Source organism: Micromonospora sp. HM5-17 (assembly GCF_003762835.1).
Classification (GTDB): Bacteria; Actinomycetota; Actinomycetes; order Mycobacteriales; family Micromonosporaceae; genus Plantactinospora.
Genome location: NZ_RJWA01000003.1, coordinates 439,825 through 463,718, shown reverse-complemented (window position 1 = coordinate 463,718; position 23,894 = coordinate 439,825). Strand labels below are relative to the sequence as shown.

The following is a 23,894-nucleotide window of genomic DNA, read 5'->3' as shown; positions in this document are numbered from 1 at the left end:
GATCCGATCTCCGGCCGGCACCCGGCCGGCCGGACCGGCCGACGACACCGACACCGCGGAGGTTCCGATGTTGACGATGTATTCCACGTCCTGGTGCGGCTACTGCCGCCGGTTGAAGTCCCAGCTCGATCGGGAGGGCATCGGCTACGAGGTGGTGGACATCGAGCAGGACCCGGCCGCCGCGGAGTTCGTGATGAGCGTCAACGGTGGCAACCAGACCGTGCCGACGGTCCGGTTCCCGGACGGCACCACGCTGACCAACCCCTCCATCGTGGAGGTCAAGAAGCAGCTGGCCACGCTCGCGGAGAAATAGCAGGCTTGCAGGGGTGGGCCCCATCTTGTCGCTTCTCGCGCGGGACGGGGCCACCCCGACCCGGCGCCCGCCCGGCCTCGCCGGTCGCCGCCGTACGGCGCTCCGGTCCGGGACCCGACGTGCGGCCCTCCTAGTCCCCGCGCACCCGGGCGGCGACGGTGAGCGCCCGGGGCCGGTCGACGGCCGGCGGCGAGAGTCGGCGCCCGGTCCACAGGTAGCCGGCCGCGGCCATCATCACCACCGTCATCACCACGAAGAGCAGCCGGTAGTCCACCAGACCGACCAGGAGCGCCCCGGTGCCGATGGAGACCGCGGACGGCCCGCTGATCAGCGCCGCGGACGCCGCGCCGACCCGGCCGAGGAGGAACCCGGGGGTACGACGCTGGATGAGCGTCGCCATGCCGACCAGCGCGATCGGCAGGTTGAACCCGAGCAGGACCAGGGCCACGAAGGCCAGCCACAGCGTCGGGTACACCAGCAGCAGCGCGCCGGAGGCGAAGACCGTCACCCCGACGGCGAGCGCGGCCACCTCGCCGAACCGGCGTACCACCACCGGGGAGAGCAGTCCGCCGAGCAGCCCGCCGACGCCCTGGACGGTCACCAGGACGCCGACGAACGCCGGTTCCCGACCCAGCCCCTGATCCACGTACGCGAAGATCAGTGACTCGCTGAACCCCATCACCAGGACGGCCAGTGCGACGCCGAGTACGGCGCGGCGCAGCGCCGGTTCGTGCGTCATGTGCCGCAGCCCCGCGCCGACCTCGGCGATCCAGCGCAGCCGCGCCGGCTGCGGTCGCGCCTCCTCGACCGGCAGCCCGGAGACCGCGGTCGCGGCGGTGAGGAACCCGACCATCCCGACGAGCGCCAGGGTCCAGCCGCCCGCCCCGCTGTAGAGCGCGGCACCGAGCAGCGGACCGACCAGGCGCAGGCCCTGCTTGACGGTCTGCAGCGCACCGTTCGCCTCGGCCATCAGCGCCTCGGGCATGATCTGCTTGAGCAGCCCGTTCAGCGCCGCGTTGAGCGCGACGTACGCGAGCCCGTAGAGGGAACCGACGACGTAGATGATCCAGACGTCGTCCCGTTCCCGGACCAGGAACAGCGGGGTGAGCACGAGCGCGGTGCCGATGTTGGCCGCGACGAAGAACGGGCGGCGGCGGAACCGGTCCGCCACCCAGCCGACGACGGGGGCGAAGACCATCGGCGCGATCATCGCGAAGACGGTGGCACCGGCCATGCCGTCCGAGCCGGTCAGGTCCTTGACCCAGACCGCCAGCGCCAACGCCATGATTGACTCGGCGGTCATACTGAACACGAGTCCGGCGAAGAGGAGCCGGAAGTCGGGACGGCGCAGCACGGTTCGCATCGGAGGGGTCCCTTCGGATGGGCGAGGTCGTCGACCGTGGGGCCCCCGGGGGCGGGCCCGAATCCCTATGGTCGGGTGCCGCCGTGGCTTCCGGGGTCCGCCGCCTGTCGAGGGTGGACCGCCCCGGCCACCGCCTCAGGGCGATACCCGTGGCCGGATCGCGACACGCCGTGGCCATTCAGCAGCGGACAGTGCTGACCCCGCGGCATACTGGAGCGCTGGGGCGCGCAACGGACCGTCCACACCCAGCCCGGCCACGGGCCCGACGCGATCGATAGCGAGAATCCAGTGCCTCCTCAACCCAGTCCGATCTTGCGACGCCGCCGGCTCGGCACGGAGCTACGCCGCCTCCGCGAGCAGGCCAGGCTCACCGGCGACCAGGTCATCGAGGCGGTGGGCTGGGCCTCCGCCTCCAAACTGTCCCGGCTGGAGAACGGCCGCAGCCGGCCGGACCTGAAGGACGTCCTCGACCTGCTGGACCTCTACCGGGTCACCGGTCCGCTCCGCGACGAGCTGGCCACCATCGTCGGCGAGGCCGGCGACATCCGAGGCTGGCTGCGGTCGTACCAGGTGATGACGCCGCGGCAGCAGGTCTTCGCCGAGCTGGAGGCGGGCTGTGTCGAGATCCGCGAGTACAGCCCCGTGGTCGTGCCCGGCCTGTTGCAGACCAAGGAGTACGCGAAGACGCGGATCCTCTCGTCCCGGAAGTTGGTGACCGATCCCGAGCACGACGACACCGAGGATGCGGAGACCGAGGTCGCCGCCCGGATGTCCCGGCAGCAGGCGCTCCTCACGCGGGGCACCGAGCCGCCACGCTACTCGGCGGTGATCGAGGAGGCCGCGCTCGGCAGCCGCGCCGGCCCCCGCAACGTGGTACGCGGTCAGCTGGTGCAGCTGCGCCGGCTCGCCCAGATGCCGAACGTCACGCTCCAGGTGCTGCTCTCGGAGACCACCATCGCCGACTGGTACCTGCCGCACACCGGCTTCTCGCTGTACCGCTTCGCCGAGCCCCAGGATCCGGAGACCCTCGCGATCGAGGGGCAGTGCAAGAACCTGATCCTCACCGACCCGTACGAGATCAGCACCTACAACACAATCTTCGAATGGCTCCAGGGCGCCGCGCTCAGTCCCGACGAGACACTCGCCTGGCTCGCCGACACCGCCGCCCAGCGATCCTCCCGACCCGCCCGCAGCCCCGCCGCCGTACGCGCCCCGGCGGTGCCACCCACCCAGCGCAGCCGGCGTACGGGTCGGCTCACCGAGCAGTAACGCGTCCGGACGAGGCCGCCGGTTCCCGACACGGGAGCCGGCGGCCTCGTCCGCTGTGGACCCGCCGGGCGCCCGGGATGTCGACGGCGGCCGTGCGACGGTGCCAGCCGGTGACGGGACGGTGACGGCGACGACCGACGGTGGCGCCCGTCGACAACCGTGTCCGTTGGCCGGCGACTTTGCCGTCGGGCGGGCGTCGCGGGCGTGAACAGGAGACCGGCTTGTCGCCCGATCGGACGAGCGTGCAGGCCAATCGGCGCGTTTCACTTGCCCGTCCATCCGTCATAGGTGAACATAGGCCAAGAGAACGCGTGGAAGTTCCACGAAGCAACTTCTCTCAGTAATCAGAGACTCATAAATCCGTAACCGTCTCACGGAGACACTCATGCGGTTTCTCATCGTTCGCACGGACATCCGTGCCATCGGTGACGACGAGCTGGCCGCCGCCTGGGCCCAGGGAGAGTGCCTCCGCGACGAGCAGAACGCTCCCGAGCCCCGCCGTCAGGTCGTCCGGGCCGACGACCGGGAGGCCGCGTTGCACCTGGCCCGCGCACTCGCCAGCGTCGGTGCCGTACGGGCCGGCCGGCAACGGGTGAAGGTGCTCCCCATCGGCGAGCCCGAGCGCCGGCGCGCCGACCAGCGTGACGCCGCCGAGCCGGCCGCCCCCACGAACGGTTCGACCACCCATCCCCCCGTTGTCGGTACGCCCTCCGGCAATCCGTTCTCGCCGCCGGAGGCCCCGGCTCCGCAACCGTCCCACCTCGGCCCGCAACCCGGGACCCCCGGCTCACGGCTGGGGTTGACCACCTAGACAACCGTCGTCGGTCGGGCGGCTCCCCCGCCACGCACCTGCCACACCCGGCCACGACGGTCCAAGATCTTGGCCTGTGATCGTCGCGGCAACGGCGGTCGCGGGCCAAGATCGTGCTCATCGCCGCACCGGTCATCCCGCCCCTGGTCAGCCCACACCGGACGCCCGGGGTCGGCCGACGCCGGACGCCGGCAGGGTCACCGGGGCAGAAGACGACGTCACTGGGGCAGAGTCAGCCACCGCTGGATCAGGAACAGGGCGATCGACGACGGCGGGGGCAGACCCAGCCGCAGCCCGTCACCCAGCTCGACCCGCTGCCCGGCCAGGACCCTGGCGATGTCCCGCCGGGTGAACCAGGCGGCGTGGGCGATCTCGGCCGGGTCCAGCCGCAACGGCTGCTCCGGATCGGCAAGGGCGAAGAAGCCGAGCATCAGCGAGCTCGGGAACGGCCAGGCCTGGCTCGCGACGTACCCGACGTGGTGCGGCACGAGGCCGACCTCCTCGGCCACCTCCCGGAGCACCGCGTCCTCGGCCGACTCGCCCGGCTCGACGTACCCGGCGAGGCAGGAGAACCGGCGCACCCCCTCGGCCGGCCGCCATGCCGCGTTGTTGCCGAGCAGGCAGCGGCCCTCCGGCCCCGCCACACCGTCGTGCACGAGCACGATCATCGCCGGGTCGGTCCGCGGCCAGATCTGGTGGCCGGTCGCGTCCCGCCGGGTCCAGCCAGCGTCACCGGCCGTGGTGGGCAGTCCGGTGAGCGACGAGTACGGGTGCCGGGCGTGCCAGTTGGCCAGCGCGACCGCGGTGGTGAACAGGCCGGTGTCCCGATCACTGAGCAGGTGCCCGACCTCGCGCAGGGTCGCCGGCCGGGTGCCCTCGACCACCGGCAGCGGCGCGTCGACCGCGAAGACCGGTACGCCGTCCGGCTCGACCCCGAGAAAGAGCCGGTCGCCCGGCTCGCCCCCCGGCACGTCCGCCGGGCCGAAGAGCACCAGCTCCGGCTTGTCGGTCGACGTTCCCACCAGCGTCCGGCCCCCGGCCGTCACGTCGACCACCAGCACCCGGGCCCGCTGCCAGGCCTCGGCCAGCCACCGCTCGTCGGTCCGCCGGTGCGCCGCCCGGTCGAGGGTGGAGCGGGCGAGCGGCGGATGGACCACCCCCTCCGGCCTGGGCGCGGCGGGAGACGTCACGATCCGGCGGCCTCCGTCCGCACCGGCCCCAGCACCGCCAGTGGCGCCTCGACCCGACCCGCATCCCCCAGCACCACGCTGACCGCCCGCGCCGGCGCCAGGTACGTCGCCGCGGCGGCCGCCACCTCATCCCGGGTCACCTTCGCCAGCCGGGCCGCGTGTTCGGCCAGGAACTCCAGCCGCAGCCCGACACCGGCGTACGCGATGGCCACCGCGGCGAGCCCGGACTGGGTCGAGACCCCGAGCTGCAACGTCCCGAGGGCGTACTGCCGGGCCTGCTCCAGCTCGTCCTCCTTGGGCGGCAGCGAGGCGAGCCGGCCCAGCTCGTAGAGCGTCTCCAGCATCGCCGGACCGGTCACCTCGGTCGCGACCTCGGCGGAGACGATCAGCGCCGACCCGGCGACGGAGTGCTCGATCGCCGAGTGCGGCCCGTACGTGTACCCCTTGTCCTCCCGAATGTTCTCCACCCAGCGCGACGAGAAGTAGCCGCCGAAGACGAGGTTCGCCAGTTGCAGCGCGGCGTGGTCCGGGTGGGTACGCGGCACCGCCGGCAACGCCAGCCGCAGCGAGGACTGCACCGAACCAGGCCGGTCGACCAGGAGCAACGGTCCCGGCTCCAGCGGCGGCGTCGGCGGCAACGCGCCCGGCGTGCCATCCCCGGTCCAGCCGCTCAGCGCCCGCTCCGCGGCGTCCAACGCCCGGTCCGGCTGCACGTCACCGACGAGCAGCAGGATCGCCCCGGTGGGACGTACCCGGTCGGCGTGCAGGGCGCGCAGCGCCGCCGGCCGAACCGCCTCGACCTGCTCCGGCTCCGGCGTCTGCACGGCGTACGGATGCCGGCCGTACATCCGTTTCAGCAGCGCCTTCCGGACCAGGTGGGTCGGCTGGCTCTGCGCCATCCGAATCCCGTCGATCAGCCGGGCCCGCTCGGTGGCGACCTCGTCCCTGGGGTAGGTGGCCCCGGTCAGCACCTCGGCGAGCAGCTCCAGGATCCGGTCCAGCCCGGTGACCAGGCCCGTACCGGAAACCAGCAGCCGGTCGGCGTCGAGCCCGGCGGAGAGGCCGCCGCCGACCTTCTGCAACTCGGCGGCGAGCTGCACCGAGGTCATCTCGGCGGTCCCGGAGAGCAGCGTCTGGGAGAGCATCAGCCCCCGAGCCAGGTGCGCCCGGCCGAAGGGCAGCCAGAGCCGCAGCTCCACCAGGGGAACGGAGGGCCGGCGAATCGCGATCACCGTCAGCCCGTTGTCCAGGGTCCGCTCGGCCACGGGGGGCAGCCGCAGCGCGCGGTTCGGTCCGAGCGGGGGCAGGGTACGGACGCTCACCGGGCACCTCCACCGGGGACGACCTCGACGGCGGCCCGACGCTGCGGACGCAGCGTAGCCGCCGCCGCGCGCACCTGCTCGGCGGTGACCTCGCCGACCAGTCGGGGCAGTTCGCCGAGGAGTCCCGGGTCGGCGCGCTGCTGTTCCAGGACCGCCATCTGCAACGTCCGGCCGAGCACCGCGTCGGTCTCCCGGAGCAGGTGGGTGGCCATCCGGGCCTGCGTCCGGGCCAGCTCCTCGGCGGCGACCCCGTCGGTGGCCAGCCGGTCGATCTCCTCGTCGACGGTGCGGAGCACCTTGTCCACGTCGCCGCCCGGGGGCAGGTGCGCCTGCAGCACCAGGGCGGTCGGGTCCCGGACGTCGAACGGACTGCCCATCAGACCGAGGTAGCCGCCGACGCTGGTCACCGCCCGGTCCCGCAGCACCAGCCGCTCGACCAGCCGGGAGGCGTCGCCGTCGGTCAGCACCTCGGCGAGGACCACGTACGGCAGATAGCCGGCAAAGTCCTCGATCGGGTCCGGCACCCGCCAGGCCGCGGCCACCGCCGGCAGGGGAGCCAGCGCGTCGACGTACGACTCGCGGCGCTCACCGGTCAGGTCGGGCTCGGCGAAGCTGGGCCGGGCCGGGGCCGGCCGGGCCGGCACATCCCCGAAGTGCCGCTCGATCAGCGCGATCGTCTCCGCCACGTCCAGGTCCCCACCGACCGCCAGCACCGCGTTGCCGCAGGCGTAGTAGCGGTCGAAGAAGTCGGTCGCGTCGGCGATGGTGGCGCTCTCCAGGTCCTCGAACGAGCCGTAGCCGTCGTGGGCGTTCGGGAAGGTGTCGAAGAGCACCGGCGGCAACCGCAGCCAGGGGAACCCGCCGTACGGCCGGTTCAGCACGTTGACCCGGATCTCCTCCTTGACCACGTCGACCTGGTTGCGCAGGTTCTCCTCGGTCAGCCGGGGACCGCGCATCCGGTCCGCCTCCAGGAAGAGCGCCCGCTCCAGCGCGTTGCTCGGCAGCGTCTCCCAGTAGTCGGTGTAGTCCAGGTGGGTCGACCCGTTGAAGGTGCCGCCGGCGCCCTGGACGTGCCGGAAGTGCGCGAGCTTCTCCAGGCTCTCCGACCCCTGGAACATCAGGTGCTCGAAGAGGTGGGCGAAGCCCGTCCGCCCCTCCGGCTCGGAGCGAATGCCGACGTCGTAGACGACCGCGACCCCGATGACCGGGGCGCTGCGGTCCGGGGTCAGCACCACCCGCAGGCCGTTGTCCAGGGTGAACCGCTCGACCGGATGCTTCGCTCCTGGGATTCTCGATCTTCCCGCCGCCACGAGACGACCCTAGCGCGTCCGACGCCCGCTTCGGGCGGGCTCCCCGCCACGCTCGGCCGGCCCCGCCCGGCGGAGGCGACGCGTGGTCAGAGGACCTGCACCGAGGCGAGGGCGTGGTCGACCACCCAGTCGAACTGGCGGTGGGTACCGGGAACGGAGACGTAGAGGACGGCGGCGCTGGGCTTTCCGACGTCGATACAGGCGATCGCCACCAGCTCGTCCGTCGCCCGGAGCCCCTCGCTGCGGAAGTGCAGCCGGAACACCGTCACCCAGGCCGGCCGGCCGTCGAGGGTGGTCCGTTCGTCCCGGATCGGCTCCATCCGGTTCGGCTGCGGGTAGTACTCGGTGCGGGCGTCGTGCGCCACCTGCCGGCCGACGCACTCGAGGTCGAAGGTGAGGGCGTCGTTCTCCGCCGCCGGCACGGCCGCCGACAGGATCGAGGCGTGGTAGTCGCTGAACCCGTCGTACGCCTCCTCGGTGACGAAGTGCTGCCCGACCTTGTACGGCACCTGGAGGCTGCCCGCGTTCCAGACCGCCCGCCACGGCCGCCACGGTGCCCCGTACGCCGGGTACGAGATCCCGGCTTCCCGGTCGACGGTGCGCTCTCCGGCCAGCGGCTGGCCCGGGGCACCCGGCGGGACCCGGGGCTCGGGCGCCGGGTCGGCCGGCCGGGCCGGCGAGGTCGGTGTCGCCGAGCCGGCCAGCGGCGGGCATCTCCGGGCCAGCGGAGGCCGGACGTCCTCGGCCGCCCTGGGCTTCCCCTCGAACGGGCTGGCACCCTGCCTGCCGGTCAGGGTCAGGGCGAGCACCACCACCAGACCGATCACCAGTACGGCGCCGGCGGCGCCGCCAAACCACCAGAGCCGGCGGCGGTCCCCGCCGCCCCCGGATCCGGACGGCGGCACCGTCGGGGGTCCGGCCGGCGGGATCGGCGGCAGTGTCGGCGTACCGAGTCGGGTCACCGGCCCCGCCGCCCAGCTGGCACCGGGCGAGGCCTGGGAACCGCTCGACGAAGGGGTGGGATTCACCGGCATTCCTCTAGTGAACACCACGCCGGCGGGCCACCGGTGTGCAGCGTCGGAGCGGCCGAACGGAGGCCGAGGCGACCGCCGACGACGACGGCCTCACCGCCGGCTCCGGCTGTCAGCCGTCGCTGGCGGCCGCGACGCCGCCGATCGCCGGGGGCGGGGCGTACATCTCCACCACCTCCAGCTCGGTCGAGCCGGCGGCCGTGCCGTACCACGGTGTGAAGGCCGCGGCCATGGCCAGGAGCAGACCGGCGACGGCGAGTGCGAGCACGACCAGAATCTCCCGCACCGAGCCGGCACCGGCACCCGCGGTCATCGCAACCTCCCCCACCGCGACCGTCCCCATTGGCCACTGGATTCCCAGGACAGAATGCCGGGTCAACGGGCGGTCCACAGTCGCCCATCGGGCGCGATCAGGTGTATTCACGGACATAACTGGACTGGCCGTTCGGGGAGCGAACCGGGAATTTCCGGTACGCCGTCGGGTCAGTTGTCCCGGGTGACCGGGCGATCCGCCGGGTCGGCCCGGCCCGATCCGGCGGCTCAGCCCCGTGGGTCCGCCTCGGGCAGCTGCGTCACCAGGGCGGCGAGTCCGTCCGCGTCGAGCAGGTCCGCCGGACGCACCGTGACGTTGTCCCGAACGTAGTGGAACGCCGCCCGAACCCGCTCCACCGGCACCTTGGCCAACTCCGCCCAGGCCAGCCGGTACGCCGCCAACTGCACCGCCGCGGCCTCCGCCTCCGCCCCGGTCGGCTGGCGGCCGGTCTTCCAGTCGACCACGTCGTACCGGCCGTCCGGCGTGGCGAAGACCGCGTCCATCCGGCCCCGGACCAGCAGCCCGCCGATCACCGTGGCGAACGGCACCTCCACCTCCACCGGGACACGGTCGGCCCACTCGCTGGCCAGGAAGCGCTCCTGCAACTCGGCCAGCATCTCGTCGGGCGCGGCGTCGGCGTCCTCCGCCCCCGGCAGCTCGTCGAGGTCGAGCAGCCGGCTGGCGCCGTACCGCTGTTCCAGCCACGCGTGGAACGCCGTGCCGCGTCGGGTGTGCGGCTCCGGTCGGGCCGGCATCGGCCGACGCAGGGCACGAGCCAGCGCCGCCGGGTCTCGGCGCAGCGCCACCAGTTGGGAGACGGAGAGGTGCTCGGGGAGCACCACCTCCACCGGCCCGGCGCGGTACGCGAGCGCCTCCCGTTCGGCGAGCAGCAGATCGGCCTCGCGGCGCCAGGCGGCCACGATTGCCGCCGTCTCCGGATCGGCCGCCGGCGGCACCGAACCGACCCCGCCCGCGGGTGGCCCGGGCTCGGCCGCGTCCACCGACGGCAGCGGCGCATCCGCTCGCCGCACCTCGGCCGCCGGCCGCTCCTCCGATACCTCGGCTGCCTGCCGCGTCGATACCGACTCCGCGTACTCCTGCTCGGCGATCAGCCGGCGGACCAGGGCAGCCGCCTCGGCCAGCACCGGCCGGCGGGCGCCGAGTGGATCGGCCGGCCACTCGGCCCGGCGTACCACCTCGCTGGTCGGGTTCGTCGCATCGGCGGCCGGCTCCGGCGCCCAGACGTCGACCACGAACCCGCTGCCACCGCCGGCGTCCGGCGCGCCGACGCACCAGTCGTACACCTCGCGGAGGAAGGCCGACGGGCCGCGCGGCCGCTTCGTCCCCTCCCCCCACCAGTAGCCCGAGCAGAGCAGCAGTCGGCGGGGCCGGGTCACCGCGACGTACGCCAGCCGCCGCTCCTCGCGCTCGTCGTGCGCGCGCCAGTCGTCGGCGAAGGTGGCCAGCGCCCGGGCCACCCCCTTCTGGTCCTCGGCCTCCTCCAGCGCCAGCCGGGGCAGGCCGTCGGCGTCGCCACGCAGCGGGAACGGCAGCACCCCCAGACCCTGGAGATAGTGGTCGGAGGCGCGCGCGGTGCCGGGCCAGACGCCGCGGCTGAGCCCGGCGACCGAGACCACCTCCCACTCCAGGCCCTTGGCCGCGTGCGCGGTGAGGACCTGCACCGCCCCCTCGACCACCTCCACCTCGCCCGGGGAGAGGCCACGCTCCTCGTCCTCGGCGGCGGCGAGGTAGGCCAGGAAGGCGGAGAGCGTCGCCCCACCGGCCTCGCCGGCGAACCGGGCCGCCACGTCGCCGAGCGCGTCCAGGTGGCCCCGGGCCAATCCGGCGTCGCCGCCCCGGCCGTCCCGGCCGGCCCGGACCGCCACCTCCACGTCGAGCCCCATCGTCCGCTCAATGTCCGCGAGCAGGTCCGGCAACGGCTGGTCCAGGCGCTGCCGAAGCAGGTCCAGTTCCCGGGCGTACGCGCGCAGCCGGGCGTACCCCTCGGCCGAGTACGCCCGCGCCGGCCCCAGGTCGGCAAGGGCCTCGACGAGACTCGCCTCGTCCAACCGGTCGGTGACGATCTCCGGCTCGTCCTCCTCGGCCGGCCGCGTGCGGCGGGCGGCGGCGATCGCGGTGGCCCGGCGGTGCAGGGCGACCAGGTCACGGGGGCCGATCCGCCACCGCGCTCCGGTGAGCAGCCGAAGCAGTGCCGCCCCGTCGGTCGGGTCGGCGAGGACCCGCAACGTGCAGACCACGTCCCGGACCTCGGGGGTGTCGAGCAGGCCGCCGAGGCCCACCACCTCGACCGGCAGTCCCCGGTCCCGCAGCGCCGCCTCGATCGCCGGGATCTGGCTGCGCAGCCGGACCAGGACGGCCGTCGTGGGCCGCTTCGCCACCGGAATCTGCTCCGGCAGCGCGTCCGGCATCCGCGCCGCGCCCCGCCAGGCGGCGAGGATGCTGTCGGCGATCCACTCCGCCTCGTCGACGTACGTCTCCAGCAGCGCGCAGTGCACGGTGCCGCCGGGCCGGCCCCGGGCCGTCCGGGCCGGGATCTCCTCGTCGACCCGGTACGCGGCGGCCAGCTCGGCGACCCGGGCCCCGGCGGCGCGCAGCGGCGCGGCGAGCCCGTTGGCGACGTCCAGGATCTGCGGGCGGTTCCGCCAGCTCGTGGTCAGGGTCCGGATCTGCGCCGGCCGCCCGTCCGGGTGGCCGAACTCGGTCGGAAACCGCTCCAGGGTCCCGGCACTGGCGCCCCGCCAGCCGTAGATCGACTGACAGGGGTCGCCGACCGCGGTCACCGGGTGGCCACCGCCGAAGAGGGACCGGAGCAGCACCACCTGGGCGTGACTGGTGTCCTGGTACTCGTCGAGCAGCACCACCCGGTAGCGGCTTCGCTCGATCGCGCCGACCTCGGGATGGTCCCGGGCCACCAGCGCCGCCCGGGCGAGCTGGTCACTGAAGTCCATCGCCTCGAGATCCTGTTTCCGCTGGTCGTACGCGCGGATCAGCGGGAGCAGCCGCAGCCGGAGCTGTTGCAGGTGCAGGGCCTTGCGGACGTCGGCGTACATCCGACCGGGCCGGGACTGCACCTCGGCGAAGAACCGGCCGGTCCAGGCGGCCAGCTCGTCCGGAGTCACCAGGTGCTCGGCCAGGTCCCCGGCGAGGGCCAGGACGGCGTCGGTGATCGTGCTCGGCATCCGCCCCACCTCGGCCAGGTCTCCGTCGTGGTTGCGGACCAACAGGTCGACGAGCTGCCACCGGGACGCCTCGGTGAGCAGCCGGGTGGAGGGCTCGTACCCGGCCCGCAGGCCGTGCTCGGTGACGATCCGGGCCGCGTAGGAGTGGTAGGTCGCCACGGTCGGCTCACCGCCGAGCGGGTCACCGGCGAGGTCACGGTGGTCGCGGCCGAGGCGGCGGACGAGCTGGCCGAGCCGGGTACGGATCCGGGTGCCGAGTTCCCCGGCGGCTTTGCGGGTGAAGGTGAGCCCGAGGACCTGGCCGGGCTGGACGTACCCGTTGGCGACCAGCCAGACCACCCGCGCGGCCATCGTCTCGGTCTTGCCGGAGCCGGCCCCGGCGACCACCAGCAGGGGCTCGACCGGGGCGGCGATGATCTCCGCCTGCTCGACCGTCGGGGCGGGGAGCCCGAGTAGCCGGGCCAGCTCGACCGGGGTGAACCGGGGCCCGGCGTCCACGGTCGGGCGGGGCCGAGTCTCGGCGGCGGGGAAGAGCGACGGCTGGATCACCGGCCACCCCGCTGGTCCGGCGGTCGCACCCGGCCGCCCGGCCGCCCCCGCGGCGGCTCGACGACCTGCCGTCCCTGGCCGGAGACCGGGCAGCTCGTCCGGACGGGGCAGACCCGGCACGTCGCGTTCGCCACCGCGGAGAAGGTCGCCGCGGCCATCGTCTCGGCGGTACGCCGCACCATCGCCCGGGCCCAGCCCTCCTCCTCACCCGTACCGGAGGCCGGTGGCTGGACCTGCTCCCTCGCCTCCTTCGTCGCGGTGCCGAGCTGCACCAACGCCGCCCCACCGGACTCGGTCCCGACCCCGAGGTCGGCGAAGGCGCCCGCCTCGACCGCCGCCTGGTACGCGCCGAGTTGCGGGTGTTCGGCGATGTCGCTGGCGTTCACCACCGTCGAGCGGCCGGTCTTCAGGTCGACGACGACGAGCCGACCCTGGTCGTCCACCTCCAGCCGGTCCACCCGGCCGGTCAGCTCGATCGGCCGCTTCGGGTCGTCGATGCGGACCGCGAACTCGTGCTCGATGGCGAGCAACCGACGCGGGTTGCCGGCCAGCCAGCGGAGCAGTTTGTCCACCATCGCCTCGGCCCGGGCCCGCTCCGGCCCGGCGAGCCATCGGGCTGCCAGCTCGATCATGTCAAACCGGGCGGCGACGTACTCCAGCAGCGTGCTCCGGTCGACGCTGGCGTCCTCGGCGAGCATCGCGGCGGCGTGCACCAGGTTGCCGACTCCCTGGGCGGCGCCGGCCGGTGCCCGGCCGCCGTGCCGTTCCAGCAGCCAGCGCAGACTGCACCGGAGCGCACTCTCCACGGCGGACGGGGTGACCCGGACCGGCTCCCCCTCGTCGACCAGCGGCCGGTCGTCCGAGAGCGGCCGCAGCCCCCACCAGTCGTCCGGGTGCGCCCCCGGCACGCCGGCGCGGGCCAGCCGGGCCAGTTCCTCGGCCGCCGCCCGGCGCAGGATCGGGGACGCGGTCGGGTCGGTGAGTACCGTCCGCAGCTCCGCCACCAGCGCCGGAAGCGTCAGGGCCCGCGGGATGGTCGGCATGTGCCCGTGCGCCTCCCGCTCCGGCGCGGCCGCGCCGGTCGCGGTCTCGGCCGCGCCATCGACCCGCCCGACCGCGCCATCCGTCCGCCCCGCACCGCCGTTGACCCGCCGGGCCGCGGCGCCGCCGTCGGCCGGCCCGGCCCGGTCATCGATCGGCCCGGCCGGGTCGTCGTCCGGGTGCTCGACCGCCGGGCCGAGTTCGTAGAGGAACCGGCTCGGCTGCTCCTCCTGGTCGGCGACGCCGACCGAGGCCGAGGCGACCGCGCTGACCAGCAACCGGCGCCGCGCCCGAGTGGCGGCGACGTAGAAGAGCCGCCGTTCCTCGTCGAGCATCGCCGAGGTCTGCCCCACCAGGGTGGCGGCCTCCCCGCCATCCTCTCCCCGCCCCGCCAGGACGTCGACCAGCCGCTCCGAGCCGAGCAGGCTACCCCGAAGCCGCAGGTCGGGCCAGATCCCCTCCTGCACGCCGGCGATCGCGACCAGGTCCCACTCCAGTCCCTTCGCCGCGTGCGCGGTGAGCAGCCGTACCGCCTCGCCCCGGTCAGCGCTCGGAGCGAGGGTGTCCGCCGGGAGCTCCTGATTCATGACGTGGTCGAGGAAGACCTCGGTACGCGCCCCGGGTAGCCGGTCGACGAACCGCGCGGCGGCGTCGAAGAGAACGACCACCGCGTCCAGGTCCCGGTCGGCCGCCGCCGCCCGCCAGCGCAGCCCGCTGTCCGCCGCACCGGCGGCGCTCCGGGCCCGGGCGAGGACGCCGGCCCAGCGTTCGGCGAGCCCGCTGGCCCGCCACACCGCCCAGAGCACGTCCTCGGCGGTCGCCCCGGGCGCGGCGGCGGCCTCGCGGGCGGTCGCGAGCAGCGTGGCGATCGCCTTCGCCGGCTCGGCCCAGCGCCGTTCGACCGCGATCAGGTCGGTCGGGTCGCGCAGCGCCTCGACCAGCAGTTCCCCCGAGGGACGCCGGTCACCGGCGGCCAGCGCCAGCGCCCGCAGCCCCTGCCGCAGCCGCCGTTCGGCGAGCGGGTCGGCACCGCCGAGCGGCGAGTGCAGCAGCGTCACCGCCGCCTCCTCGTCCAGCCGCTCGGGCTCCAGGGCGCAGCGGAGCAGGAGCAGCAGTGGCGCCACCGCCGGCTGGGCGTGCAGCGGCAGGTCCTCGGCGTGCACCACGGTCGGTACTCCGGCGGTGTGCAGGGCGCGCTGCAACGGGGGCAGTTGCCGGGTGGTGGAGCGGACCACCACCGCCATCCGGGACCACGGCACCCCGTCCAGCAGGTGCGCGGCGCGCAGCGCGTGCGCCAGGTACGCCGCCTCGCTCGTCCCGGAGCGGAAGGTGCGGACCTCGACCGAGCCCGGCGTGAGCCCGGACGCCGGACGCAGGTCACGGTGCCCGGCCGGGCCGCGCAGCCGCCGCGCCAGCCGCCGCGTCGCGTCCAGCAGCCCCGGACCGGCCCGATAGGAGGTGTGCAGGGTCAGGGTCGGGGCGACCGCGCCGGCGGCGGTCCGGAACCGACCCGGGAAGGTACCGACGATCGTCGGGTCGGCGCCCCGGAAGGCGTACGTCGACGAGTCCGGGTCGGCGAAGGCGACCAGCGGCTTCCCGCCCCCGGCCACGAGTTCCAGCAGCTCGATCTGGGCCGGGTCGGTGTCGGCGAGCTCGTCGACGTAGACGTACCCGAGCCGGTGTCGTTCGGCGTCGAGCAGCTCGGGGTCGTCGCGGAGCAGACCACTGGCGGCCCTGACCAGCTCGGCCGGGTCGTACGCCACCGAGCCTCGGTTGCTGACGTCGCGCAGGGCCAGCACGGCGACGTACTGCCGGAGGAAGCGGGCGGCCGCCGGCCAGTCGGCCCGGCCGAGCCGCTCGCCGAGCCGGGCCAGTTCCACCGGACCGACACCGCGTTCGGCGGCCCGCATCAGCAGGTCACGGAGCTGTTGCGCGAAGGCCCGGGTCCGCACCGCCGGCCGCAGCTCCTCCGGCCAGCCGACCGGGTCCTCGATCTCCTGCGACTCCTCCGCGCCCTCCGCGCCGACCACCCCGAGGAGTTCCCGGATGATGAGGTCCTGCTCCGGACCGGTGAGCAGCCGCGGTGACGGCTCGCCGCGCTCGGCCGCCGCCCGGCGAAGCAGCCCGAAGGCGTACGCCGGGAAGGTCCGCACCAGCGGTTCGTGCAGCACCCGGCGGGTGCCACCGGCGATCCGGGCCTCGATCCGATGCCGCAACGCGGTGGCGGTCCGCCGCCCGAAGGTCAGCACGAGGATGCGCTCCGGGTCCACCCCGGCGGCGACCCGGGCCGCGACCGCCTCGACCAGCGTGCTCGTCTTGCCGGTGCCCGGCCCGCCGAGGACCAGCAGCGGACCGTCGGTGTGTGCGACGACCGCCTCCTGCGCAGGGTCGGGCAGCCGCACCGGCCCAGCATCGGCCGGCCGGCGGACCAGCCGGTACGCCTGCACGGCGCCCATCACACCATGTCCGGCTGACGCAATCTCGCCAGGCACGGCGGGGAATGTGGCACGACGGGCGTCACGGCGTGACGCGACTCAACGGGTGGCGCGGCCGCCGGACGCCGACGCCTGGTCGGCCTCGGCCTGGGCGATCGCCGTCTCCTGCAGCGCATCCTGCTCGGCGGCGAGCGCCGCATCCGCGTCGACGATGTGCTGGACGGCGGTGTCGACCTCGTCGGTCACGACGATCAGTTCCAGGTCGGCCGGACTGATCTTGCCGTCGGCGGCGAGGGTGTCACGCATCCAGTCGAGCAGACCCCGCCAGTACGCCGAGCCCATGAGCACGACCGGGAAGCGGGTCACCTTGCCGGTCTGCACCAGGGTCAGCGCCTCGAAGAGCTCGTCGAGGGTGCCGAAGCCACCGGGCAGCACCACGAACGCCTGGGCGTACTTGACGAACATGGTCTTGCGGGCGAAGAAGTACCGGAAGTCGATCGCCATGTCGACCCAGTCGTTGATGCCCTGCTCGAACGGCAGCTCGATGCCGAGCCCGACGGAGAGGCCGCCGGCCTCGCTGGCGCCCCGGTTGGCCGCCTCCATCACCCCCGGGCCACCGCCGGTGATGACCGCGTAACCGGCGCGGGCCAGTGCCGCGCCCAGCGCCTCGGCCAGCTCGCACTCCGGGCTGTCCGGCTTGCTCCGGGCCGAGCCGAAGACGCTGACCGCCGGGGGCAGGTCGGCGAGGGTGTCGAAACCCTCGACGAACTCCGACAGGATCCGCAGCGCCCGCCAGGCGTCCTTGGTCTTCCAGTCCGCCCGGGTCCGGGAGTCGAGCAGCCGCTGATCTGCGGTACTCAACGGGATGGCGTCGCGCCGGAGGGTGACCGCACCCCGGTGCCGTTCCGGTCCGGGACCGCGGCTCCCGTTGCGCCCCTCGATGTGGTTCATGCGTCCACCGTAGTGGGGGGTACGGCCCCGGGTGCGGCATCGGCGTCGCATGGGTGACAAACATACAACCCGGGGCAACCTGCCGGGGTCCTCCGGCGTCTAATGCAGTACACAGGGGGAACGCGTGGCACCCACACCACCGCCACGCACCTTCGGGGGGCCGATTGTGATGACGAACGGGGAGATCGCCCGGCTCCGCCGGCAGATGCAGCGCCGGATTCGGGCCGTGGTGGCCGAGCGTCGGATGGCCCGGTACGCCGCACCCACCGGTGCCGACGAGCCCGACCAGGGGCCGGAGCCGGGCCAGACCCACCTGCCACAGCCGATCGAGGGATAAAGGGATAACCGGAGGCTCCGTGGCCGACCGGCGGGGGTCAGCCGCCGGTCGGCCACGGCCCCGGTGGACGCCGGTCCCGTCGGGCGCCGGTACGGGCCAGCCCGCCGCTGTCCCACCCGACACCCGTGCCGCCAACCGGCCCGGGCGGCGGGTTCAGTGGGACGCGAGCCAGCGGTGCAGGGTGGCGGCGCCGTCGCGGATCTTGCTGATCTCCACGTGCTCGTCCGGGGCGTGCGCCAGGTTCGGGTCACCGGGGCCGAAGTTCAGCGCCGGGATGCCGAGCGCGGCGAACCGGGCGACGTCGGTCCAGCCGAGCTTCCCGACCGGGTCCGCGCCGACCGCCGCCAGGAACTCCCGCGCCGGCGCCGCGGTCAGCCCGGGCAGCGCGCCGGGCGCGTAGTCGGTCACCCGGACGTCGTACCCGGCGAAGACCTCACGGATGTGCGCCTCCGCCTCCTCGACGGTGCGGTCCGGCGCGAAGCGGTAGTTGACCTCCATCTCGCAGAGGTCGGGGATGACGTTGCCGGCGACGCCGCCGCCGATCCGGACCGCGTTCATACCCTCCCGGTAGACGCAGCCGTCGATGGTGACCATCCGGGCCTGGTACGTGGCGAGCCGCTCCAGCGCCGGACCGATCGCGTGGATCGCGTTCACGCCGTTCCAGGAGCGGGCCGAGTGGGCGCGCCGGCCCGTCGCGGTGACGGTGGCCCGCATGGTGCCCTGGCAGCCCGCCTCGACGACGCCGTGGGTCGGCTCCAGCAGCACCGCGAAGTCCGCCGTCAGCCACTCCGGGTGCGCCTCGGCGACCAGGGTCAGCCCGTTGTACCGGGACTCGATCTCCTCGGCCTCGTAGAAGAAGTACGTCACGTCGTACCGCGGCTCCGGCACGCTCACCGCCAGGTGCAGCGCGAACGCCACCCCGGACTTCATGTCGGAGGTACCGCAGCCGTAGATGAGGTCGCCCTGGATGGTGGAGGGGAGGTTGTCGTTCAACGGCACGGTGTCGAGGTGCCCCGCCAACACCACGCGCTGGGCCCGCCCCAGCTCGGTCCGGGCCATCACCGTGTTGCTGTGCCGCCGCACCTCCAGGTGCGGCACGCCCCGGAGCACCTCCTCGACGCAGTCCGCGATCCTCTTCTCGTTCCGCGAAACGGACTCGATGTCGACCAGGGCACGGGTCAACGCCACCGGATCGGCCAACACCTCGGGGGTGAGCGGGTTCTCCATGGTGGGAGACGGTACCGTCACAGTCGTAACGGCGGGACGCGTCCCGTGCTCGCGAATGACGTCCCCCACGCCCGACCAGGGCAACCAGTCGCCCCGTACGAGTGAGAGGTATCCGGTGACGACCACAGCGCCCGCCTGGGGGATCGGAGTGGCCACCATCGCCGGCGACCAGGTACTGGACACCTGGTACCCGGCCGGCAAGCTGGGCCTCGGCGAGTCGCCGCTGGGGGCCGGCGAGGACCCGCTCGACCTTCCGCCGGGCGTCCTCGGCGACCGGGCACTGCCCGGGCTGCGGACCGTCGTGGTCACCACCGAGATCGGCTCGCTGGCCGACCCGATCAAGGACGTGCCGGACGCGTACCTCCGGCTACACCTCCTCTCCCACCGCCTGGTCCGGCCCAACGAGCTCAACCTCGACGGCATCTTCGGGGTGCTCCCGAACGTGGCCTGGACCTCGGCCGGGCCCTGCCCGCCGGACCGGGTCGACGAACTGCGGATCATCGAGCGGGCCGCCGGGCGACACCTCGCCGTCTACGGAGTCGACAAGTTCCCCCGGATGACCGACTACGTCGTCCCGTCCGGGGTCCGGATCGCCGACGCCGACCGGGTCCGGCTCGGCGCCCACCTCGCCCCCGGCACCACCGTGATGCACGAGGGCTTCTGCAACTTCAACGCCGGCACCCTGGGTGCCTCGATGGTCGAGGGCCGGATCGTCGCCGGGGTGGTGGTCGGCGACGGCTCCGACATCGGCGCCGGCGCCTCGATCATGGGAACCCTGTCGGGCGGCGGTAAGGAGAAGATCCGGATCGGCGAGCGGAGCCTGCTCGGCGCCAACGCCGGAATCGGGATCTCCCTCGGTGACGACTGCGTGGTCGAGGCGGGCTGCTACATCACCGCGGGCGCGAAGGTGACCCTGCCGGACGGCCGGGTGGTCAAGGCCCGGGAACTCTCCGGGGTCAACGGGCTGCTCTTCTGGCGCAACTCGGTGACCGGTGCACTGGAGGCGAGGCCGCGGACCGGGCGAGGCATCGAGCTGAACGCCGCGCTGCACGCCAACGACTGACACCGGCGTACCGGGGGGGCGGGGGCCGGCCATGGACGACGCACCCGACCGGCGCTCCGCCCGGGAGCGGATGCTCGCCGGGGAGCTGTACCGGGCCGACGACCCGGAACTCGTCGCCCTGGCCCGGCGCGCCGACCGCCTCGTCCGGGCGTACAACGGCACCGGGGCCGACGAGCCGGAGCGCCGGGAGGCGCTGCTGCGCGAACTGCTCGGGTCGGTCGGTGCCGAGGTGACGATCCGGCCACCGTTCTACTGCGACTACGGCTCACAGATCCGGATCGGCGACCGGGCGTACCTGAACGTCAACACGGTGCTGCTGGACGTGGCGACAATCGAAATCGGAGCCGACGTACAGATCGGTCCGAACGTCCAGCTGCTGACCCCGCACCACCCCGTCGAGCCGGAGCCGCGCCGGGAAAAGTGGGAGGCGGCCCGGCCGATCGTCATCGGCGACAACGTCTGGCTCGGGGGCGGGGTGATCGTGCTCGGCGGCGTCACCATCGGCGCCGACACCGTGGTCGGGGCCGGCAGCGTGGTCACCCGGGACCTGCCGCCCGGGGTCGTCGCGGTCGGCAACCCGGCCCGCGTCCTCCGCCGGATCGACGGTGCCCCCGCCGCGTCGGCCTGACCACGCCGGTTGCCACGCGTCGGTCTACACGGTCGGCCCGCGCGCACGCCGCCCTGAATGGCCGGGTACAGCGCACCGACCCACGCACGCCGGCCCGCACACGCCGACCCACGCGCTCACGGGCCGATCGGAGCCGGCACAGCCGGGCGACCAGACACGCCCGAACCCGCCGGGGTCAGTCGCCGGGCGGTCGGGGCCTCGGGGGCGTACCGGACGGCAGCGGCGGGGCCGACTCGCCGCGCAGCCAGCGCAGGGTGTCGCGGTCGCGCAGCGGCCGGGAGAAGAGGTACCCCTGACCGGAGGCGCAGCCCATGTCCAGCAGGATCGTCCGGACCGCCTCGGTCTCCACCCCCTCGGCGATCACGTCCAGGCCGAGCGTGCCGGCGAGCCGGATGATCCCCTCGACCAGGAGCCGCTGCCGCCGGGACGAGGCGATGGTCTCGGTGAACGAGCGGTCGATCTTGAGTACGTCGGCCGGCATCTGCTGGAGATAGCTGAGCGACGAGAAGCCGGTGCCGAAGTCGTCGATCGCCACCCGCAGCCCGAGGGAACGCAGCTCGGCCAGCTCCCCCCACACCGGCTCGTGGTCCCGGAGCAGCAGGCTCTCGGTGATCTCCAACATCACCCGGCTCGGCGGTACGTCGGCCGCGGTCAGCGCGGCCCGCACGATCCCCACGAACCCGGGCGTCCGCAACTGCCGCGCCGAGACGTTGACGCTGACGTACGGGGCGGTCGCCGGGGCACGGTCGATCCGCCAGCGGGCCGCGGCCTCGACCGCCTGCCGGAGCACCCAGGTGCCGAGCGGCTCGATGAGCCCGGTCTCCTCGGCCAGTCCGATGAACTGCTCCGGCGGCACCGGTCCCCGGGCCGGATGGTGCCAGCGGGCCAGCGCCTCGAATCCGACCGCTCCCCCGGTGCGCATGTCGACGATCGGCTGGTACTCGACGGAGAAGCTCAGCTTCTGCACCGCCTCGGCGAGCGCGGCGCGCAGCTCCAGCCGCTCCACGATGGCGGTGTGTAGCTCCGACTGGTACCGGCACCAGCGGCCCTTGCCGGCGCCCTTGGCCACGTACAGCGCCAGGTCGGCCCGTTGCAGCAGCTCCCCGGCGTCCCGGGCGTCGGCCGTGGTGGCCACGCCGACGCTGACCGAGCCGTTGACCACGGTGTCGCCGACGGAGAGCGGTACGGCGAGCGCCCGGACCAGCTCGTCGGCGACCCGCTCCACCTGCTCGGGGTCGTCCGCCTCCGGCACCAGTACGGCGAACTCGTCGCCGCCGAGGCGGGCGACCAGGTTGTCCGGGCCGACCACCTCCCGCAGCCGCTGCCCGGCGGCGATCAGCATGGCGTCGCCGATGGCGTGTCCGTGGGTGTCGTTGACCGCGGTGAACTCGTCCAGGTCGATCGAGAGGGCGCCGACGGTCCGGTCGCCGTCGCGGGCCTTCTCCACCGCCTCGTAGACCTGGTCCTGGTAGGAGGCCCGGTTGGCGAGCCCGGTCAGCGTGTCGTGGACTGCCCGGTGGGTCAGCTCCTGCTCCAGCCGGACCCGCTCGGTGACGTCGCGCATGGTCAGCACGAAGCCACGAACCGCCCGGTCCCGGCGCAGGTCCCGACAGATCACCTCCAACTGCACCCGCTGGCCGTCCGGGCGTCGTACGCTCCAGTCGACCCCCTCGCCGCGCCGGTCCGGCCCGCCGCGCGCCGAGTCGAGCAGCGCGGCCACCGAGAGCTGGTCGTCGGAGTCCAGCAGCGCCCCCAGGTCGTGGCAGTCGGCCGGCTCCACCCCGAGCACCGTCCGGACCGACGGGCTGGCGTACCGGATCCGCTGGTCGTCGTCGACGATCAGGATGACGTCGGTGGCGTTCTGCACCAGGCTGCGGAAGTACGCCTCGCTGTCCCGACGGCTGACCTCCCGATCGAGGCTGATCCGGGCCAGCGCCAGTGCCGCCTGCACGGCCAGCACCTCCAACGAGTCCCGCAGCGCCGGCAGCAGGCGGCTGTCGGCCGCCACCAGCAGCGCGCCGACCCAGGACGCCGAGCCGGACCATCCGTCGGCGACCAGCGGGCAGAGGACGACGGTGTCGAAGCCGCGCAGCTGCTCCGCCAGGGCCGGCTGGAGCGTGCCGACCCGCAACAGCCGACTGCGCCGGGCCGCCGCCACGGTCGGCGCCGGATACAGGGGCGGCACGTCGACCAGTTGCGGCCCCCAGATGCTGGTGGTGCCGGCCGGCACCCCGTCGCTCTGGTGCACCGAGAGGATGATCCGGTGGGCGGCCTGCCGGGGCACCAGTCGGGCCACCGCGCGGCGGACCACCCGCTCCACCTCGGCCGCGTCGACCGCCGCCACCAGCTCGGCGCCGGCCAGCCGCAGGCCTCGCTCCCGGGCGACCGCCTGGCCGTGCGCGTCGACGGCGTCGGCGAGCCGGCTCAGCACCAGGGCGAAGATGATGCCGCCGACCACGGCGATCACCGCGCCGTCCCGGACCTCTCCGGTCAGCACCTGGAGCAGCAGCACCACCGGGGCGAGCGTCGCGGCGAGCCCGAGCAGCACGAGCCGGGTCCGGGTGACGTCCCGGTGCTGTGGCACCGCCGTCTCGGTCAACACCACCATGGACGGATGCAGCGCCGCCGCTCCCCAGGCGGCGTAGAGCACCAGCCAGCCCAGCTCCACCGGTCCGCCGGGCCGCCAGTCACCGCGCAGCAGCGCGGCGCCGTAGAGCAGGTCGGCGACGAGCACCCCGGCGGCGCCGGCCGCGAGCAGCAGCGCGGCGCCGCTGCCGCGGGAGGTCACCGCCAGACGGACGGTGGTGGCCAGCAACAGCAGGTCGACCAGGGCGTACGCCGCCACCGCCGACTGCGCGAAGCCGCTCCCGCCATCCCCCACCAGGTAAGGCCGGATGACCAGCACCCAGAGCAGGAATCCACCCGCGGTGGTGAAGATGAGGAAGTCGAGCAGTCCGGACCGGTCGCGGGCCCCGGTGGTGGCCCGGGTCAGTCCGAGCAGCCCGGCGCCGATCAGCGGCAGCATCACCAGGTAGCAGACGTCCGAGACGACCGATGCGGTGCCGCGCGATCCGAGCCCCGGGTCGACGTCGAGCAGGTAGACGGTGTCGCCGATCGCGAAGACCGCGACGGCGGCGCCGAGCAGCCACCACGCGTACGCCCGGTCGGGACGGTGCCGACGTGTCCCGGCGACCACGGCGGCGACGCTGAGCGCACCGATCGCGCCGGTCAGCGGCGTACGGGCCGAGGGCACGGCGAAGTAGCAGACCGCGAGTACGCCGAAGGACGTGCCGTACCAGGTCAACACTGTCCGATCTGACACCGGTCTCCTGTCGATCGTCGCGGATGGCCGCTCACGGTCACATTCGTCGCCGATCGGTCTATCAGTCCTCGATGCGCTTCGCCATCACCCCGGCGGGTACTGCTGACGGGACGATGTGGAAACCGGTCCCGGCCCCGGCGGATCCGGCCCTGGCCACCGGGGATCCGTGCGGGGCGACGCGGATGGCGCCCGCCCCGCGGGCCACCGGCGTGGTTCCGC

Annotated in this window: 16 protein-coding genes and 1 pseudogene; 6 read left to right on the top strand and 11 right to left on the bottom strand. The window is 74.0% G+C overall.

The window, feature by feature from the left end; translation table 11 throughout:
- Window positions 1-67 precede the first annotated feature (67 nt).
- Window positions 68-313: a mycoredoxin gene (locus tag EF879_RS11505; RefSeq protein WP_123557688.1), complete on the top strand. Its 246-nt coding sequence runs from the start codon at window positions 68-70 to the stop codon at window positions 311-313.
- A 130-nt stretch (window positions 314-443) separates the two neighbouring features.
- On the opposite strand, the gene EF879_RS11500 is transcribed toward EF879_RS11505, so the two are convergent.
- On the bottom strand, window positions 444-1,676 hold the full coding sequence (locus EF879_RS11500) for an MFS transporter (RefSeq protein ID WP_123557685.1): 1,233 nt from the start codon (window positions 1,674-1,676) through the stop codon (window positions 444-446).
- 288 nt (window positions 1,677-1,964) lie between these two features.
- Here EF879_RS11500 and EF879_RS11495 point away from each other — a divergent pair, with 288 nt between their 5' ends.
- Window positions 1,965-2,945: a helix-turn-helix transcriptional regulator gene (locus EF879_RS11495; protein WP_123557682.1), complete on the top strand. Its 981-nt coding sequence runs from the start codon at window positions 1,965-1,967 to the stop codon at window positions 2,943-2,945.
- Window positions 2,946-3,330: 385 nt separating this feature from the next.
- Window positions 3,331-3,564, top strand: a pseudogene (locus tag EF879_RS11490) (hypothetical protein); the annotation flags it as partial.
- Window positions 3,565-3,974: 410 nt separating this feature from the next.
- On the opposite strand, the gene nudC reads toward EF879_RS11490, so the two are convergent.
- The 8 genes from nudC to EF879_RS11450 form a co-directional block, all read right to left on the bottom strand.
- A complete protein-coding gene (gene nudC, locus EF879_RS11485; protein WP_123557680.1) occupies window positions 3,975-4,946 on the bottom strand; it encodes an NAD(+) diphosphatase in 972 nt (323 codons plus the stop codon).
- On the bottom strand, window positions 4,943-6,268 hold the full coding sequence (locus EF879_RS11480) for a pitrilysin family protein (protein WP_123557678.1): 1,326 nt from the start codon (window positions 6,266-6,268) through the stop codon (window positions 4,943-4,945). Before EF879_RS11480 ends, nudC begins: the two co-directional genes overlap by 4 nt.
- Window positions 6,265-7,578 (bottom strand): pitrilysin family protein, encoded by a 1,314-nt coding sequence (locus EF879_RS11475; RefSeq protein WP_123557676.1) that lies wholly within the window; start codon window positions 7,576-7,578, stop codon window positions 6,265-6,267. Before EF879_RS11475 ends, EF879_RS11480 begins: the two co-directional genes overlap by 4 nt.
- An 86-nt stretch (window positions 7,579-7,664) precedes the next feature.
- A complete protein-coding gene (locus tag EF879_RS11470; RefSeq protein WP_233604382.1) occupies window positions 7,665-8,606 on the bottom strand; it encodes a hypothetical protein in 942 nt (313 codons plus the stop codon).
- 115 nt (window positions 8,607-8,721) lie between these two features.
- The gene (locus tag EF879_RS11465) at window positions 8,722-8,922 is read right to left on the bottom strand and encodes a hypothetical protein (protein WP_148086410.1); all 201 of its coding nucleotides are present in this window, start codon (window positions 8,920-8,922) and stop codon (window positions 8,722-8,724) included.
- A 227-nt stretch (window positions 8,923-9,149) separates the two neighbouring features.
- Window positions 9,150-12,671, bottom strand: a complete 3,522-nt coding sequence (locus EF879_RS11460) for an ATP-dependent helicase (protein WP_123558374.1) — start codon at window positions 12,669-12,671, stop codon at window positions 9,150-9,152.
- Window positions 12,668-16,159 (bottom strand): ATP-dependent helicase, encoded by a 3,492-nt coding sequence (locus tag EF879_RS11455; protein ID WP_370375491.1) that lies wholly within the window; start codon window positions 16,157-16,159, stop codon window positions 12,668-12,670. The genes EF879_RS11460 and EF879_RS11455 overlap by 4 nt, the downstream gene beginning before the upstream one ends.
- 87 nt (window positions 16,160-16,246) lie before the next feature.
- Complete coding sequence (locus tag EF879_RS11450) at window positions 16,247-17,098, bottom strand: TIGR00730 family Rossman fold protein (RefSeq protein ID WP_123557668.1); 852 nt, start codon at window positions 17,096-17,098, stop codon at window positions 16,247-16,249.
- A gap of 169 nt (window positions 17,099-17,267) precedes the next feature.
- Here EF879_RS11450 and EF879_RS27210 point away from each other — a divergent pair, with 169 nt between their 5' ends.
- Entirely contained in the window at window positions 17,268-17,435 is a 168-nt protein-coding gene (locus EF879_RS27210) for a hypothetical protein (protein WP_199736408.1), read from the top strand.
- A gap of 153 nt (window positions 17,436-17,588) precedes the next feature.
- Here EF879_RS27210 and dapE read toward each other — a convergent pair whose 3' ends face one another.
- The gene (gene dapE, locus EF879_RS11445) at window positions 17,589-18,662 is read right to left on the bottom strand and encodes a succinyl-diaminopimelate desuccinylase (RefSeq protein WP_123557666.1); all 1,074 of its coding nucleotides are present in this window, start codon (window positions 18,660-18,662) and stop codon (window positions 17,589-17,591) included.
- Window positions 18,663-18,777: 115 nt separating this feature from the next.
- On the opposite strand from dapE, the gene dapD reads away from it, so the two are divergent.
- Together dapD and EF879_RS11435 are read left to right on the top strand one after the other, a co-directional pair.
- Window positions 18,778-19,725 carry a 2,3,4,5-tetrahydropyridine-2,6-dicarboxylate N-succinyltransferase gene (dapD, locus tag EF879_RS11440; RefSeq protein ID WP_123557664.1) on the top strand — a complete coding sequence of 316 codons (948 nt, stop codon included), beginning with the start codon at window positions 18,778-18,780 and terminating at the stop codon, window positions 19,723-19,725.
- Between the two features lie 31 nt (window positions 19,726-19,756).
- Window positions 19,757-20,353 (top strand): sugar O-acetyltransferase, encoded by a 597-nt coding sequence (locus EF879_RS11435; protein ID WP_123557662.1) that lies wholly within the window; start codon window positions 19,757-19,759, stop codon window positions 20,351-20,353.
- Between the two features lie 175 nt (window positions 20,354-20,528).
- On the opposite strand, the gene EF879_RS11430 is transcribed toward EF879_RS11435, so the two are convergent.
- Entirely contained in the window at window positions 20,529-23,675 is a 3,147-nt protein-coding gene (locus EF879_RS11430; RefSeq protein ID WP_148086409.1) for a bifunctional diguanylate cyclase/phosphodiesterase, read from the bottom strand.
- Window positions 23,676-23,894: the final 219 nt, after the last annotated feature.

Excerpts from the sequence above, each read along its gene's own strand:
- EF879_RS11450 (WP_123557668.1), bottom strand. The coding sequence starts at position 17,098 with ATGAACCACATCGAGGGGCGCAACGGGAGCCGCGGTCCCGGACCGGAA.
- EF879_RS11505 (WP_123557688.1), top strand. The coding sequence starts at position 68 with ATGTTGACGATGTATTCCACGTCCTGGTGCGGCTACTGCCGCCGGTTG.
- EF879_RS11500 (WP_123557685.1), bottom strand. The coding sequence starts at position 1,676 with ATGCGAACCGTGCTGCGCCGTCCCGACTTCCGGCTCCTCTTCGCCGGA.
- EF879_RS11465 (WP_148086410.1), bottom strand. The coding sequence starts at position 8,922 with ATGACCGCGGGTGCCGGTGCCGGCTCGGTGCGGGAGATTCTGGTCGTG.
- EF879_RS11435 (WP_123557662.1), top strand. The coding sequence starts at position 19,757 with ATGGACGACGCACCCGACCGGCGCTCCGCCCGGGAGCGGATGCTCGCC.
- EF879_RS27210 (WP_199736408.1), top strand. The coding sequence starts at position 17,268 with ATGACGAACGGGGAGATCGCCCGGCTCCGCCGGCAGATGCAGCGCCGG.
- dapE (WP_123557666.1), bottom strand. The coding sequence starts at position 18,662 with ATGGAGAACCCGCTCACCCCCGAGGTGTTGGCCGATCCGGTGGCGTTG.